Annotated in this window: 16 protein-coding genes; 9 read left to right on the top strand and 7 right to left on the bottom strand. The window is 62.6% G+C overall.

Annotated features, from left to right (window positions below):
• Nucleotides 1–61 precede the first annotated feature (61 nt).
• Nucleotides 62–583 carry a TlpA disulfide reductase family protein gene (locus tag L4X63_RS11835; RefSeq protein ID WP_250678843.1) on the bottom strand — a complete coding sequence of 174 codons (522 nt, stop codon included), beginning with the start codon at nucleotides 581–583 and terminating at the stop codon, nucleotides 62–64.
• The gene (locus L4X63_RS11830) at nucleotides 580–1,278 is read right to left on the bottom strand and encodes an ArsR/SmtB family transcription factor (protein WP_250678842.1); all 699 of its coding nucleotides are present in this window, start codon (nucleotides 1,276–1,278) and stop codon (nucleotides 580–582) included. The genes L4X63_RS11835 and L4X63_RS11830 overlap by 4 nt, the downstream gene beginning before the upstream one ends.
• Before the next feature lie 431 nt (nucleotides 1,279–1,709).
• Between L4X63_RS11830 and L4X63_RS11825 the strand changes: the two genes are divergently transcribed.
• Complete coding sequence (locus tag L4X63_RS11825) at nucleotides 1,710–3,734, top strand: methyl-accepting chemotaxis protein (protein ID WP_250678841.1); 2,025 nt, start codon at nucleotides 1,710–1,712, stop codon at nucleotides 3,732–3,734.
• 76 nt (nucleotides 3,735–3,810) lie between these two features.
• Here L4X63_RS11825 and L4X63_RS11820 read toward each other — a convergent pair whose 3' ends face one another.
• Nucleotides 3,811–4,269 carry an SRPBCC family protein gene (locus tag L4X63_RS11820; RefSeq protein WP_250678840.1) on the bottom strand — a complete coding sequence of 153 codons (459 nt, stop codon included), beginning with the start codon at nucleotides 4,267–4,269 and terminating at the stop codon, nucleotides 3,811–3,813.
• Between the two features lie 29 nt (nucleotides 4,270–4,298).
• On the bottom strand, nucleotides 4,299–5,243 hold the full coding sequence (locus L4X63_RS11815) for a DMT family transporter (protein WP_250678839.1): 945 nt from the start codon (nucleotides 5,241–5,243) through the stop codon (nucleotides 4,299–4,301).
• Nucleotides 5,244–5,423: 180 nt separating this feature from the next.
• On the opposite strand from L4X63_RS11815, the gene L4X63_RS11810 reads away from it, so the two are divergent.
• Nucleotides 5,424–6,293: a LysR family transcriptional regulator gene (locus L4X63_RS11810; RefSeq protein ID WP_250678838.1), complete on the top strand. Its 870-nt coding sequence runs from the start codon at nucleotides 5,424–5,426 to the stop codon at nucleotides 6,291–6,293.
• 80 nt (nucleotides 6,294–6,373) lie between these two features.
• Here L4X63_RS11810 and L4X63_RS11805 read toward each other — a convergent pair whose 3' ends face one another.
• Nucleotides 6,374–6,964, bottom strand: a complete 591-nt coding sequence (locus L4X63_RS11805; protein WP_250678837.1) for a TetR/AcrR family transcriptional regulator — start codon at nucleotides 6,962–6,964, stop codon at nucleotides 6,374–6,376.
• 164 nt (nucleotides 6,965–7,128) lie between these two features.
• Here L4X63_RS11805 and scpC point away from each other — a divergent pair, with 164 nt between their 5' ends.
• The gene (gene scpC / locus L4X63_RS11800) at nucleotides 7,129–8,694 is read left to right on the top strand and encodes a succinyl-CoA:acetate CoA-transferase ScpC (protein WP_250678836.1); all 1,566 of its coding nucleotides are present in this window, start codon (nucleotides 7,129–7,131) and stop codon (nucleotides 8,692–8,694) included.
• A 120-nt stretch (nucleotides 8,695–8,814) separates the two neighbouring features.
• Here scpC and L4X63_RS11795 read toward each other — a convergent pair whose 3' ends face one another.
• Nucleotides 8,815–9,435, bottom strand: a complete 621-nt coding sequence (locus L4X63_RS11795; RefSeq protein ID WP_250678835.1) for a class I SAM-dependent methyltransferase — start codon at nucleotides 9,433–9,435, stop codon at nucleotides 8,815–8,817.
• Between the two features lie 10 nt (nucleotides 9,436–9,445).
• Nucleotides 9,446–9,715, bottom strand: a complete 270-nt coding sequence (locus L4X63_RS11790; protein ID WP_250678834.1) for a hypothetical protein — start codon at nucleotides 9,713–9,715, stop codon at nucleotides 9,446–9,448.
• Between the two features lie 179 nt (nucleotides 9,716–9,894).
• On the opposite strand from L4X63_RS11790, the gene L4X63_RS11785 reads away from it, so the two are divergent.
• The 6 genes from L4X63_RS11785 to L4X63_RS11760 all read left to right on the top strand — a co-directional run bounded on the left by L4X63_RS11785 (nucleotide 9,895) and on the right by L4X63_RS11760 (nucleotide 15,042).
• On the top strand, nucleotides 9,895–10,059 hold the full coding sequence (locus tag L4X63_RS11785; protein WP_250678833.1) for a hypothetical protein: 165 nt from the start codon (nucleotides 9,895–9,897) through the stop codon (nucleotides 10,057–10,059).
• A gap of 19 nt (nucleotides 10,060–10,078) precedes the next feature.
• Nucleotides 10,079–10,402, top strand: a complete 324-nt coding sequence (locus L4X63_RS11780) for an NIPSNAP family protein (RefSeq protein WP_250678832.1) — start codon at nucleotides 10,079–10,081, stop codon at nucleotides 10,400–10,402.
• Between the two features lie 34 nt (nucleotides 10,403–10,436).
• Nucleotides 10,437–10,892, top strand: coding sequence for an SRPBCC domain-containing protein (locus tag L4X63_RS11775; RefSeq protein WP_250678831.1), 456 nt, complete (start codon nucleotides 10,437–10,439; stop codon nucleotides 10,890–10,892).
• A 118-nt stretch (nucleotides 10,893–11,010) separates the two neighbouring features.
• Nucleotides 11,011–13,164 carry an LTA synthase family protein gene (locus L4X63_RS11770; protein ID WP_250678830.1) on the top strand — a complete coding sequence of 718 codons (2,154 nt, stop codon included), beginning with the start codon at nucleotides 11,011–11,013 and terminating at the stop codon, nucleotides 13,162–13,164.
• A gap of 204 nt (nucleotides 13,165–13,368) precedes the next feature.
• Nucleotides 13,369–13,644, top strand: a complete 276-nt coding sequence (locus tag L4X63_RS11765) for a peptidylprolyl isomerase (RefSeq protein ID WP_350339188.1) — start codon at nucleotides 13,369–13,371, stop codon at nucleotides 13,642–13,644.
• A 219-nt stretch (nucleotides 13,645–13,863) separates the two neighbouring features.
• Complete coding sequence (locus tag L4X63_RS11760) at nucleotides 13,864–15,042, top strand: methyl-accepting chemotaxis protein (RefSeq protein ID WP_250678828.1); 1,179 nt, start codon at nucleotides 13,864–13,866, stop codon at nucleotides 15,040–15,042.
• Nucleotides 15,043–15,230 lie beyond the last annotated feature (188 nt).

Raw genomic sequence — 15,230 nt, 5'->3', positions numbered from 1 at the left:
TCCTCACCCCAACCCTCCCCTTGAAGGGGAGGGAGAGTTTAAGGAGAGGCGCGGGGGTGTGTCAGATTTTGCCGGCGAGGGCCTTCTCGATGTCGCCTTTCAGGCTGCTCTCGAGGTAGTAGCCCATCACCTTCTTGACCACCTTGCCGTTTCGCCCGATTAAAAACGAGACCGGGACGCTGGATATGTCGCCGTAGGCATTGAAAACGCTTTCGTTTCCCAAGGCGACCGGATAGGTGATCCCCATCCGTTTCAGGAAGGAGGGGGGGACGTCGTCGAGGGCGACGCCGATGACGGTGAAGCCTCGCCCCTGGTAGGCGGCGTAGGTTTTCTGGAACCCGGGGATCTCCATGCGGCAAGGAGGGCACCAGCTGGCGAAAAAGTTGACCAGCACCACCTTTCCCCGGTAATCGGCCAGGCGGACCTGGTTCCCCGACATTCCCGTGAGGGTGAAATCGGGAGCAGCCTGGTGCAGGGCCGGTGGCGCGCCGGCGAAGGCGAACCTTTCCTTGACCAGCGGAAAGAGGTAAAGGCCGATGCCGATGAGGAGGGCCAACTGGAGGAGCTTTTTCGTGCGGTTCATGCTGCTTTTCCTTTCTTGGTGTCGGCCGGGGCGGGGGGGGCCGGCAGGGTCCTTCCCTCCGCCCGCCATTCGGCCACTCCGTCACGAAGGCGCCGGGATTCGAATCCCGCTTCTTTGAGGATCTTGGCCGCCTTCACGGTCCCGACACAGAAGGGGCTGCGGCGGTAGATGAAGACGACCTTGTCGCGGGGAAGCTCCTTGAGGCGGGCTTCGAGTTCCTCGACGGGGATGCTCTGCGCCAGCGGGAGGTGACCGGCCTGGTACTCGCTGGAAGGGCGGAGATCGACCAGGACGGCATCGCCGTTTCTGACCATCTCCAGAGCCTCTTCGCCGAGCGCTTCCGGGACGGCGGCGGCATCGCGTCCGTATTCCCGCATAAGCTCGCGGGCAATGGGATCCTGTTGGAGCCCGAAGTCGCGCAGGGCCACCCAGAGCTTCACCGCGGGGCTCCCCGAGAGCGAGCAGTAGGCGTTGCGCCCCTCGCGGCGGATTTCGATGAGGTGGGCCTCGCGGAGAATCTTAAGGTGTGCGCTCGTGTTGGCCGAGCTTTGCTCCAGCTCTTCGGCGAGGTCGTCGACGTAGCGATCCCGCTGGCAGAGGAGGTTGAGGATTCTGACCCGCTGCTGGCTGGCGAGCGCCTGGCCGACGCGGGCGAATTGCTGATACAGGCGGTCGGGGATATGTTGGAGGTCCACAGGTTTTGTCCTCGGATCGACAGCCGCGGCTGCCCGGTAACGTGGGCGGACCGGCAGCAGCGGCTGGTTTCGTAACATGGGCGGATTAACAGCAACTGCTGTCTTCGTAACGTGGGTGGGTCGGCAGCAGGCGTTGCCTGGTAACGTGGGCCAGGATGATGACGCTGATAATCTTATAATCAAATGATCATTTGAATGTCAATCGGTTTTGCATGGACTGTCTCTAAGGTTTTTTCCCGGTCACAGTGCGTGACTTTCCTGTCAGAGGGTTCCCCGGTAAAGTCTCGGTGAATTACGCCGATAGTATTGTCTGGGTGAAGTGTACCTTTCTGCGGTCCCTCTGACAAACACCCGGCAGCCAGATTCTGAACCTCATCCTCGCAGGTTCAGACGTTTTCAGCCGTAGAGACATCGTCATCATGGAGGCTCACATGACCATCAAGAGGAAGATCCAACTGATACTGGCCGGCGGATGGCTGTTCATTACCCTGACCGGTGTGGTCGGCCTTCTCGGCATGCATGACAGCAACGGCGACATCCAGACCATCTACCGGGAAAACCTGACCATCCTCAACAAATCCGCCAAGGTGACCGACCTCATGCGGGGGATCCGGATCCAGCTCCTGCTTGCCTTGCAGCACGACCCTGGCCATCCGGAGGTCCTGAGTCTCCACGACCACGAGGTCCAGGTCCACACCGACCTGGTGGCCCAGCAGATCGAGGACATTGCCGCGCTCTCCAAGGAGATCGACGGACTGATCCACGACTCGCAGGAGCGCCAGCTCTTCGACCGCTTCGCATCGGAGCGGGAGACCTTCGTCAGGGACGCCGCGGGGCCGGTGCGCGAAGCGATCCTGGCCGGCCAGTTCACGGAGGCGACCAGGCTCACCCTGACCAAGATCAATCCCCTCTTCAGGAAGGCCGACGACACCGGTACCCTCTTCTACGACTACCAGTCCAAAGATGCCAAGCTCCTCTACGAGCGGGCGCAGGCCGAGTACCGCCGGACGACCCTGGTGGCGGTTTGCCTGATCCTCGGCGCCATTCTCGGCTCCGGGGTCATCGGGGTGCTCGTCATCCGCTCGGTCTCCCGGGGGGCCAGCGCGCTGGTCGATTTCAGCGCCGCCATGGAGAAGGGGGATCTCACCCGGCGCCTGAGGCTGGTGGGGGGGGATGAATTCGCCACCATCGGGAACTCCTTCGACCGCATGGCCGATGGCCTCTCCACCCTGGTCGAGAGGATCGGGTTCACGGTGGCCGACCTCACCTCGTCTGCCGCCCAGGTCCACCGGCAGGCCTCCGAGATGACCGAGGGGGCCGACCAGGTCGCCTCCCAGGCCACCACCGTGGCGACCGCCGGGGAGGAGATGGCCGCGACCTCGGGGGACATCGCCAGGAACTGCCAGCTGGCGGCCGACGGTGCCCGGCAGGTGACCGACGAGGCCAACCGGGGGGCGGCCATCATCTCCCAGAGCATCGACGCCATGGGGTGCATCGCCGAGCGGGTAACCGCCACCGCGGCAACCATCGGCTCGCTCGGCGGACGGTCCGAGCAGATCGGGGCCATCGTGGGGACCATCGAGGATATCGCCGATCAGACCAATCTCCTCGCCCTCAATGCGGCCATCGAGGCGGCGCGCGCCGGTGAACAGGGGCGCGGGTTCGCGGTGGTGGCGGACGAGGTGCGGGCGCTCGCGGAGCGGACCACCAGGGCCACCCGGGAAATCGGGGAGATGATCAAGGCGATCCAGGGCGAGACGAGAGGGGCGGTGGCTGCCATGGAAGAAGGGGTCGGCGAGGTCCGGCACGGGACGGCGCAGGTGGGACGCTCCGGGGAGGCGATGGGGACCATCCTGGAGGAGATCAACCAGCTCTCGATGCAGCTGAACCAGATAGCGGCGGCCGCCGAGGAGCAGACGGCGACCACCAGCGAGATCAGCGGCAGCATCCACGAGATAACTGTCGTCTCCAGCCAGACCTCGGGGGCTGCCCACCAGTCGGCGGCCCAGGCCAACACGCTGAACGAACTGGCCGAGTCGCTGGGAGAGACCATCGCGACCCTGAGGATCGACGAGCCGGTGGCGCTGCGGCTGAGAAAGGCGAGAACGGCCCACATGATCTTTACCGGCAAGATAAAGTCGCACCTGGCAGGCGTCCGGCAGGTGGATCCCGAGGCGTTGCCGACGCACCAGACCTGCGCATTCGGCAGATGGTGGCGGGAGCAGGGGGGGGAAGTCTGCGGGCAGCTGGCGGCCTTCCGGGAGATCGAGGCTCCCCACGCCCGCGTACACGAGCTCGGCAGGCTCGCCGTGACTTCTTACAATGCCGGCGACCACCGGGCCGCGGCGGAGCAGTGCCGGGAGATGATGGCTCAGTCGGAGCAGCTGATGGCGCTTTTGGAACGGTTGGAGGCGGAAACCGGCAAGGCGTCGTCGCCTGTCCGGTCCGCGGCCTGACCGCGGCGGGGAAGCGGTTGCCGTGGGGACGCCGATGCCCCGCCGTGCTGGCGGGGACATCGGCTTTGGATGGATGCTACTCTCTGTGCTCGGTGGTTACGAACCTTTGGATGTTTTCCAATTGCTCCGCCCATCCCTCCTCATGCATCTGGAGCGCTTCTTCGCGGCGGTGGGGCGGGAGCTTGTCGAATCCGGTCTCTTTCACGCGGAAGAGGGTCCCCGTTTCGATCTTTTCCAAACGGAACTCGACGAGCGTCGGGGTCTCGTGGGAGTAGTCCACGGAGGGATCTATCGCGTAGGGATGCCAGGTGTAGGAGAAGAGCTTTTCCGGCTCCATCTGTTTGATCTCGGCTTCCCACTTGATGTGCTCGTATCCCGGGTACGTCATGTGCCCAGTGGTCACCTGCCCGGGTGTGAAAGGCGATTCCAGCTTGGCCTGGAACCATTCTCCGAATTCCCGATAGTCGGTCAGCGCGTGCCAAACCCGCGAAACCGGCGCCTTCAGTTCTATAGTCTTCTCAACTGAATCCTTCATTGCGCACCTCGTCTGTTTGTACGATACGACTATGGTGCTCCCTTGCTAATGGGAAAGCAACTCCCCCCCTCCTCATTGTCGTAGCGGACACCCAGCCGCCAGCATGCACGTCCCTTCAGGAGCGAAGGGGGCCGAAGACCTCCGCACGCTGCGCCGCCTAGCACCAGGGCTACCCCAAGAAGTTGCCCGCCATCGAGTATCTCCCCCAGGAACAGGGCCGAAAAGAGCAACGCGGATAGGGGTTCCAAATAGCCGAGGATGGCAACTGTTTGCACGGGAATGTCGTTAATTGCCGAGAAGTAAAGATAGCAGCCGACACCGGTATTGATAACGCCCAGGATCAGTACCGGAACGATATTGGCAGTGGCAACCGGAAAGGTGAAACCTTCCTTGACCCCGGTAACTAGTGCCACGGTAAGAAAGCTGACTATGAGCTGCCACATTGGGTTTTCGATGCCGGCGATGCTGGTTGCCTTCCTGTTGAAGACGACCATCACGGCATAGGCAAATGCCGCCAGAATTCCGAATACCAATCCCCATGACACATGACCTGCCGACAACTCCCGCTGGCTCGCCAGAAACATTCCGGATACCACCGATAGCAAACCGACCAGTTTGATGCCGGTTATTTTCTCCTTGAATACCAGGGGCGACACTGCCATGACGATCATCGGCCCGCAGTAGTAGGCAAGGGTAGCGATACTGACCCCGACCTGCTTATACGCTTCGAACAGAAACAGCCAGCTGGCTCCCATGGCGGCGCCTGAGACCGTAAGGCACAAGGAATGCGATGCGTTATGGCCAAACTGCCTCTTCTCTCGGGAAAAGGCGAAGACGAGAGCCAGCAAGAGGGCACCGAGGAGGGTCCGGGTGAAGACAATCTGGTAGCTACTTAACGAGATATGGCTGGCTACGATCCCGTTGGAGCCGAAAAGGGCCAAGGCCGCTACATACTTAAAGGTTGCTCGTTTCATGCATCTCCATCCTTTGCGATCGAAAAAAGAGGGCCGGGAAATTCATGCACTCGGCCCGGGAAATAGGGCAAAGTGCTTCCTTTCCAACCCTTTGCAGGAACCTTATACCAGGAAGATGTTTGAGAAAAGCGAATAAATCTGCTATTAACTATTCGATATCATAATAGGAAGGAGGGCGGAATGAGATTGCAGGATCTTCAGATCGACTGGCTGAAATGCTTTGTGGCCGTGGTGGACTCGGGGTCGTTATCCGCCGCCGCCCCGGAGCTCTACCGGTCCCAGTCGGCGGTAAGCATGCAGCTGAAAAAGCTGGAAGCGGCCCTGGGGTGCCAACTGCTGGTGCGGGGGCCGCGGCAGCACCAACTGACCGCCGAAGGGCAACGCATGCAGGGGTATGCCCGCCGCATGCTCGACCTGCACGCAGAGACGCAGGCTGCCTTTCACGGGGAAGAGCTGAGTGGCCGCATCCGCCTTGGCGTTCCCGACGACTATGCGGCGAAGTACCTTACCCCGGTACTCAAGCGCTTTGCCGCCAACCACGGCTCGGTGGAGATACTCCTCAACTGCGAGCAATCCACCTCCCTGATCCCCTTGGTCGAGGCCGGGGAATTGGATCTGGCACTGGTTTCACGTGACCATCCCCGTCAGGGAACCCTGCTGTTTTACGAGCCGATGGTGTGGGTAGGCTCCCCCCAGTTCCAGGTATGGAGACGCGATCCGTTGCCGATTGCCGTTTATGAGAGCGCCAGTCTCGCGAGGCGAAGCGCCATCAACTCCCTGGCGCTCCAGGGGAGACGGTATCGTGTCGTTTATAACAGCTCCAGCCTGGCAGGGCAGATTGCCGCGGTGGAAAGCGGCCTGGCCGTTGCCGTCTTGACCCAGTGCAGCGCTCCGCCGCATCTGGAGATCCTCGGCAGCGACCATGGTTTTGGCCCGCTGCAGCCGGTCGAGGTGTCGGTCTATCGCAGCCAAGCCTCGCAGGAGGTCGAGGCCGTTGACCGTCTCCACACTCTGTTGGTCAATACGTTGAGGAACGCTTCGCTGGCGTGACGGGTAGGTGGCCGACCGGGGAGGGGGGAGCTGGCCCGCCCCTTATGCAGGTGGCGGGCACTCGTTTGACGGATCACTCCTTAGGCGGCAACGCCTTTGGTGAAGATCGAGAGGTACTGGTGGACGAGCTGGTCGTCCTGTTCGGGCGAGTGGTTGATCAGGTTTTCGGTGGCGAGGAGACTCAGGAAGAAATAGTTGACCATCCCGGCCAGGGCCAGTGCGGCGTTGGTCGGCTGGATGTCCTCGCGGAACTGCTTCCGCTTTTTCCCTTCCTCGATCACCTCGGCCATCGCCACGATGACCTCGTCGATCACCGGCATCACGATCGGCTCGAAGAACGGGGTCGGGTTGGTCAGTTCGCTCGTGTAAAAGCGGAGCAGGTGCGGGTTGTTGCGGTGCCGCCGGAAGGTCCATCGGAGATACTCTTCGATCATGGCGACGGGGTCTTCGACCTGCTCCCTGATCTGGTGGATCTCCTTGAAGCTTGCGAACTGCTGCCGGAGCACCTCCGCGTAGAGCCCTTCCTTGCTCCCGAAATAGTAGGAGATCATCGAGATGCTGGTCTGGGCCTCCTGGGCAAGCTCCCGGATGCTCACCCCGTTCAGCCCCCGCTCGGCAAAGAGGCGGGTTCCCACCTCCAACAGCTTCGTCCTGCCGTCGATCTTCTCCATAGTCACCCCAACCCTTCGAAATGAGCTAGACCTTAACAAAAACACGCTCGAAATGCCAATTCATATTGCAAACAGAACGACGTGCTGATATGTTGTAGACGCCGAACGAACGTTCGATCTATAAACTACCGGACACCATACCACAAGTCAGGAGGAAGAGGTACATGTCGGAGGAATTTCACCGCAGGATCAGGAAATCGAGCCTTCACGCCAGGATCAAGAAAGTCGAGGATGTCATCCCGATGTTCAAAAACGGGATGAACGTCGGCTGGTCCGGCTTCACTCCCGCAGGCTACCCGAAGATGGTCCCCATCGCGCTGGCCGACCACGTCGAGAAGAACCAGCTCCAGGGAAAACTCAGGTTCAACCTGTTCATCGGCGCCTCGGTCGGCGTCGAGACCGAGGACCGCTGGGCATCGCTGGACATGATCGACCGCCGCTGGCCGTACCAGACCGGCAAGAACATCCAGGCCGGCATCAACTCCGGCCGCATCCGCATGGGTGACAAGCACCTCTCCATGTTCGCCCAGGACCTGGGCTACGGCTTCTACACCAAGGACAACGGCGGCCGCCTCGACATCGCCATCATCGAGTGCTCCGCCATCACCGAGAACGGCGACCTGGTCCTCACCGCCTCCTGCGGCGCCGTGCCGGAGATCGCCCAGATCGCCGACAAGGTCATCATCGAGATCAACACTGCGATCCCGAACTTCGAAGGCCTCCACGACATCGTCGAACCGGTCGCTCCCCCCAACCGTCTCCCGTACCTGATCAGCCGCGTCGACGACCGCGCCGGTTCCCCCTACGTCCGCATCGACAACGACCGCATCGTCGCCATCATCGAGTCCGACCGCCCGGATAACGGCCGCGCCTTCAGCGAGCAGGACGACACCTCCTCGGCCATCGCCGCCAACATCATCGACTTCTTCTCGACCGAAGTGAAGGCGGGAAGGCTCCCGGCCAACCTGCTCCCGCTGCAGTCGGGCGTCGGCTCCATCGCCAACGCGGTCATCGGCGGCCTGGCCAACGGCCCCTTCACCGGCCTCAAGGTCTGGACCGAGGTGCTGCAGGACACCATGCTCGACTTCTTCGACTCCGGTAAGCTCGACTTCGCCTCCACCGTCTCGCTCTCCTTCTCGGTGGACGGCTTCAAGCGCTTCTACGACAACTGGGACAAGTACAGCAACAAGGTGATGATGCGTCCGCTCTCCATCGCCAACCACCCGGAGCCGATCCGGCGGCTGGGCTGCATAGCGATGAACACCCCGGTCGAGTTCGACATCTACGGCCACGCCAACTCCACCCTGGTAGGCGGCACCCGCATGATCAACGGCATTGGCGGCTCCGGCGACTTCTTGAGGAACGCCTACCTCTCCATCATGCACACCCCGTCGGCCCGCCCGACCAAGACCGACCCGACCGGCATCACCTGCGTGGTCCCGCACGTCCCGCACGTCGACCACACCGAGCACGACCTCGACGTGCTGGTCACCGAGCAGGGGCTGGCCGACCTGCGCGGCCTCGATCCGAAGACCCGCGCCCAGGTCATCATCGACAACTGTGCGCACCCGGACTACAAGCCGCTTCTGCAGGAGTACCTGGACATCGCGACCAAGGACTGCCTGGAAAGAAAGGCCGGCCACGAGCCGCAGCTCCTCGACCGGGTCTTCAAGATGCAGGTCAACCTCGCCAAGAAGGGGACCATGAAGATCGACAACTGGGATATCTAGTCCAGAATTTAAGGAAGAGTATGAAGGGAAACAGCAGGGCGGCCGGAGCAGGCGCCCTGCTGTTTTTTTATATGACGGATGGAAATTGCGGCGTGGCCGGGGCTTTCCGGTTTCGGGGCGTCAGCGCTTGGTGCCGGTGCCTTCGTAGAGGTAGCCGAGGAGCTTGGGCGCCCCTTCGAAGTACCCGGTGGTCATCCCTTCGATCCGGAAGCCTCCCTCTTCGAGGAGCTGCGGAATCGGGCGGTTGAGGTTGCAGCCGCCGGATACCCTTTTCCAGAGCGGGTTGAGCCTGTTCTGCCATTTCCGGCAGGAAGGGTCGGGGGCGATGCCGTGCTCGCAGAAGATGATCCTTCCCTCCGGCTTGAGGACTCTCCTCGCTTCCTGGAGGGTTGCCTCCCACTCCGTGACGGTGCAGAGGGTGAAGGTGAAGAGGACGGTATCGAAACTCCCGCTCTCCAGCGGGAGCTTCTCGGCGACGGCATCGACGATCTCCACCGGCACCGCGCACGATCTGGCCACCTCGGCCGCCTTGCCGCGAAGGAGCGCGGACGGTTCGATGCCGCAGACACAGCCGACCTTGTCCGCCGCGTAGAAGGGGAGATTCTGGCCGCCCCCCATCCCTATCTCCAGCACCCGCCCCTCCGCGCGGCCGACGGCCTTGGCGCGCAGATCGTGGAAAAGTGCGCTGCCGCAGACGAGGTTGATCAGGCAGGGGAGGCAGTAGCGATCGTACAGGTTCATGTCCGGTGGGTCAGAAACTGTAGCCGAGGCCGATGCCCGCGGTGAGGTAGCTGTCCTCGATCACGTGGTAGTCGAGCCTGAGGAAGGTGAAGTAGTTTTGCGGGAGTGCATATTGGAGACCGGCGCCGATGATCCCGCCGAACCTGGTCTCGCTACGGGAGGTGCCGGGGGCGGTCCCCAAGCTCAGTGCCGCTTCCACCGAGCGCTCTCCTTCCATTGCAAAGGCGCTGCTGCTCGCGACGAGCAGCAACACTGCGGCCATCATCCATCGCATTACCATGAGACTTCCTCCTTTTCGGCTCTCACAACTGCAGAAACGGTTACGCGGAAAATGTGCCCGTGTCAATCTCAACTCTATCCTCCCACAGGGCGCCGGAAGGGGGTGAGGGCGGCTGAAGTGTGGTAATCTCATCTCATTCGTGGCATAAAAGGGGATATTTGCCCGTAACGAGGAGTGTCATGTTCGAGAATCAGTACAACGAGGAGATGGAGGCCGAGGTCAGGAGGCTGGAGGCCAAGGCCCGCGCGACCCAGGCGGGGCATCCCGAGTGGGAAAACGCCTGCCGGGTCTGCGGCAAGGAGATAAGCGGCACCACCCAGGAGCGCTGCGGCGATTGCCAGTGACCGAATTTTCCCCGCCCGCATGGCGGGAAAGATTGCGAGGAGTGAGCTCATGAGGGAGCAGATCAGGATCTACACCATCAACAAGGGGGGCCTCGACCAGTTCGTGACGGAATGGAACGAAAGGATCCGCCCCCTGCGCGAGAAGCTCGGTTTCGTGATCCCGGCGGCGTGGAAGGTCGAGGCGACCAATCAGTTCGTTTGGATCCAGCGCTACGAAGGAAACCAGAGCTGGGAGGAGGCCGACCAGGCCTACTTCGCCTCCGATGAGCGTAAGTCGTTCAACCCCGACCCGGCCCGCCTGATCGCCCGGATGGAGCAGTACTACGCCGACCCGGTCCGGTAGCCTGGCCGGAATCCCCCATCCCTGGAGGTATGCTATGCCAGAGACCCGCTGCGAAACGACCTTGCAGGCTCCACCGGAGCGCATCTGGGAGCTCCTTTCCGACCTCAACCTCTATGCCGAGTGGAATCCGCTTTTCGTCCGCGCCGAAGGGGCGCTGCAAAAGGGCGGGGAGCTCGGCCTTACCGTGCAGCTTCCTTCCATTCCTCCCTTCGTCATCAAGCCCCGCGTCCTTTCCGCCGATTCCCAAAGCGGCTTCCAGTGGCGCCACGCCATGACCACCTCCCTCCTCATGTCCTGGACCTACGGCATCTCGCTGGAGGAGCCCGGCCCCCAGGGGGTAACCGTCGTGCAGAGCTCCCGTTTCGGCGGCCTCCTCGGCCCCCTCTTCGGCTTCGCCCTGGCAAGCTCGGTGGAGCGCGGAATGAAGGAATTCAACCGCGCCCTCGCCCGCTGGGGGGAGAAGGGGAACGTCCGCTGCCTGAGATGCTGATCCCACGGCAGACAAAACCATCCTTGCGGATATAATTAGAAGCTTGTAATGCTCGTTCTTTCCTTGCCGGGCGGCGGGGGAGGGGCCTGCGTAACGGGTCATATCCGTGAGGACGCCGATGCGGGAACCTGAAAGCTCCGAAATCGCCGGGGAGAGGGTGCATTGCGCCGCCTTGAGAATGGCGCTGCCGGTCGCCCTCATGCTCCTGGTGGTCAAGCTTCTCAAGGTCTGGATGTCCCTCGTGGTGTTCCAGCGCTGGCCCGGGTACGGCGGCGAATGGATCCTGCGAGTCGTCACCGGCTCGGTCACCTTCCGGTTTTTCCTGCTCGCCCTGGGCGTCTACTGGCCATGGAAAAGGATCGCTCCTCCCCGCTGGCGCTGGCTCTTTCCCCTGCCGGCCGCGCTGCTTCTTCTGGCCGTGAAAATCGGGAGCGCCCTGGTTCGCGGTACCCCCCCCGGCCTTTCTCACCTCATCGCCACCTGGACCGGCGAAATCCATTTCCTGGCTGCCACCTTCGCCCGCGATGCCGGGTTCGTCTGCCTCTACTTTTGCCTGATCCACCTCGCCCTCCTCGCCGCCGGCCGCGCCTTCCAGGGGCATGCCCGCGCCCTTTTCATGGGGTTCACCGTTTCGCTTTTGCTGCTGGCCGGAGCCGACCTCGGCTACTTTATCCGCACCGGGCAAAACGGGACCTCCCAGGCCATGTTTTTCCTGCTGAAAAACGTGCGGAGCCTCGCCCCCCTGGTGGCGGGAGAATTCAGCACCTCGTCGGTGGCGGCGCTTTGCTCCGGGCCGCTCCTCTTCTTCGTCTCCTGGCGCTACCTCAAGCTCCATCCCCCCCGGTTGGCGGAACGGTGGAGAAGGCTGGTCATCCTGGTGCCGATGGCGGCCGGCCTATTCCTCCTGAGCCCCTTCGCCCCCACGCTGGAAAATCCCAAGTACGGAAGGTTCAGCCGGGATGTCTTCGACGGCATGGTGCGGGACGTGGTGGCCGACCCCTGCTTCGAGGCGGATAAGAGTGCCCGCGAGGAACTCGCCTCCACCGGGAGACCGTCCTGGGAGTCGTCCAGCCTGAGGCTGGCAGGGGCGGGGAAGGACCTCCCCAACGTGGTGATCGTTATGGTGGAATCGCTGCGGGCCCGCTCGACGTCGCTGCACAATCCGGCGCTGGGGACCACGCCGTTCCTCGTCGAACTCTCCCGGCACGCCGCGGTCGTGGAGAGGATGCACGCCGTTATCCCCCGGACCTCCAGCGCCTGGATCGGCATACTCTACGGGATGTACCCCATCTCCGATATCGCGGCGCAGGCGTGGGTGACCCGGCAGTACGCCGACCCGCGCCCCAAAAGCCTCCCCGAGCTGCTGAAGCCGTACGGCTATGCCAGCGCCTTTTTTCTCGCCACCCATCTGGAGATCGACAACGAGCGCGACATCGTCGCCAACCTGAGGTTCGACACGGTCCGCTCCGAGGAGGATTTCCGCCGGGAAGGGGCGGTCCGGGTGAACACGATGGGGGTGGCCGACGACGTCATGCTGAAGCCGATAGGGGAGTGGGTGGCGGGCCAGCGGGCGGCAAAGCGCCCCTTCCTGCTCACGGTGATGACCAACGTGGGGCACGCACCCTACCAGCCTCCCCCTTCGTGGCGGAGACGGATCCTGGCCAGCGGAGGTAACCAGCTGTTGAACGACAGCCTCAACTGTGTGAGCTACTCGGATGACTTTCTGCGCAGGCTCTTTCCGATCGTTGCCGGCGGGGGACTCGCCGATTCCACCATCTTCGTCGTCCTGGGGGACCACGGGCAGGGGTTCGGGGAGCATCAAAGCTACGGCATGCGGACCCTCCACGAGGAGTGCCTCCATATTCCCACCGTCATCTACGCTCCCCGCTTCAAGGAGCACCCGGTGGTGGTGCGGGGGCCCCGGCAGCAGATCGATCTTCTCCCCACCCTGGCTGACCTCATGGGGCTCCGGCTGGAGGGGGGGAGGCTTCCCGGCGTATCGCTTCTGCGCGAGCAGGCGGAGGAGCGGCCGTTGTACTTCATGGGGTCGATCGACGATTCCTTCCTGGCGCTGACCCGGGGAAGCCGCAAGTGGATCTACCACTTCGACCGCACCCCGGTCGAGGCCTACGACCTCGCCACCGACCCCGGCGAGCAGCATCCGGCCTACCGCGACGGCGGCGATCCGGCTGTCCGCGGCGCCGTCCGCGACATGACGCTCTGGCGGGAGCGGAGCCGCCTCTCCCTCATTGCGGCCCCTCCCCGACGGTGATCCCGCCCAATCTTCCCTCTTCTCCCTCATCCGCCCGCGCACTACGCCTATATCTTCTTTTCACCTCCCCTCGCCCCCCCCGGGGAGATGGATGAAGGTTTCCCTTTGACCCCGAACGGCCCCCCATGGTATAGATCACGCCGTCCGCTCTATGGCCCCAACACGGCCAAGCCGCGGCAGCTAAAGAAATTACAGGAGAATCTTATGCCCGCCAATGCACGCCATATTCTGGTCCACAAAGAAGACGAGTGCCTGAAGCTCAAGAAGGAGATCGAGGAGGGGGCCGATTTCGCCACCGTCGCAAGGGAGAACTCTTCCTGCCCGTCGCGTCTTCGCGGCGGCGACCTCGGGACCTTCGTTCAGGGACAGATGGTCAAGGAGTTCGACGAAGCAGTCTTCACGGGTGAGCTGAACACCGTCCTCGGACCGGTCAAGACCGATTTCGGTTATCACCTCATCGAAGTCACCAAACGGTGGTAGTACCCGGCTGGTCCGTCTAAAAGGAGTGAGATTTCGCCCGCTTGGACATGGTCCCCGCCCCTTTGCGGCGGGGGCTCGCCAAAAAGAGGCACTAGATTAGTAGTTTACGATTGATTATGGAAAATTAATAGAGTGATTCGGTAAAGTATTCACTAAAGTAAAAAAGCTTTTCCGACGATAAGCCTCTCAAATCGCAGCACGTGATAGAGAGGCCACGCTATGGGTATTTTGTTTAATCTGTACCTTGGATTGAAGATCAAGACACGCATCATCCTGCTCTCCATCTGTTACAGCATTTGCATCGTCGCGGCTGTCATAGTGGGGCGCTCGTACTCGGCTTCCTTCGCCGTCGTTTCCACCGCCGTCTTCGTTATCCTGGGTGTGATCTTCAGTTCGCTACTTTACTGGACAGTGAACGACGCCCTCAACCGGATCCTGGGCTATCTTGGCAGGATGACCGAGGGCGACCTCACCCAGCAGATAGCACCCAAGCGCAACAACGAGATCAGCCGGATCATCCGCTCGATCGGGACTCTGCAGAACACCGTCCGCGACATCGTCTCCCAGATATCTTCCACCGCCGAGCAGGTAGCCGTGGCCGCCCGCCAGGTCCATTCCAACGCCGACCATATAGCATCCGGTACCGAGAACGTCGCCTCCCAGACCAACGCGGTGGCGGTGGCCTCCGAGGAGATGGCCGCCACCTCCAGCGAGATCGCCAGCAACTGCCTGAGCGCGGCCGAGAGCTCCGACCAGGCGTCCGGAACGGCCCAGGCCGGGGCCGGTGTCGTGCGCGAGACCATCGACGGCATGGCCATCATCGCCTCGCGCGTGAAGGATGCCGCCAAGACGGTCGAAGGGCTGGGAGCCCGCTCCGACCAGATCGGGGAGATCATCGGGACCATCGAAGACATCGCCGACCAGACCAACCTCCTTGCGTTGAACGCCGCCATCGAGGCGGCCCGGGCCGGCGAGCAGGGGAGGGGATTCGCGGTGGTTGCCGACGAGGTGCGGGCGCTGGCCGAACGGACGACGCGCGCGACCCGCGAGATAGGCGACATGATCAAGGCCATCCAGCAGGAGACCCGCGGCGCGGTGGCTGCCATCGAGGGGAGCGTCAAGGAGGTCGAAAAGGGGACCGCCGCATCGGTGAAGTCGGGAGAGGCTCTCGAGGAGATCATCCAGAAGGTCACCGAGGTCACCATGCAGATCAACCAGATCGTGACCGCCGCCGAGCAGCAGACCGCCACCACCGGGGAGATCTCCAGCAACATTCACCAGGTGACGGAGGTGATCAAGCGAAACGCCCGCGAGACCGCCGAATCGGTCCGTGCCTCGGCCACCCTCTCCGACCATTCCGGTCAGCTGCAGCGCCTGGTCGGACAGTTCCACCTCTAATTTTCCCGTTTCGCCCCCGGGGACTGCCTGCATAAGCGCCAGTCCCCTTTTCCATTCCGCTCGCTTTTCCGTCTTCCCCGGGGCGCGGCTCCGCCAGGTGCCACCCCCTCTCCATTCCCACCACTCTGCTCCTCCCCTTCACCTTTTCATCTCCCCGCCCCTTGCAATCGCCCCGAAATGACGTATCA

Source organism: Geomonas sp. Red32, from assembly GCF_023652955.1.
In the GTDB taxonomy this organism is placed as follows: Bacteria; Desulfobacterota; Desulfuromonadia; order Geobacterales; family Geobacteraceae; genus Geomonas.
This window is presented reverse-complemented; position numbering and strand designations above follow the sequence as displayed.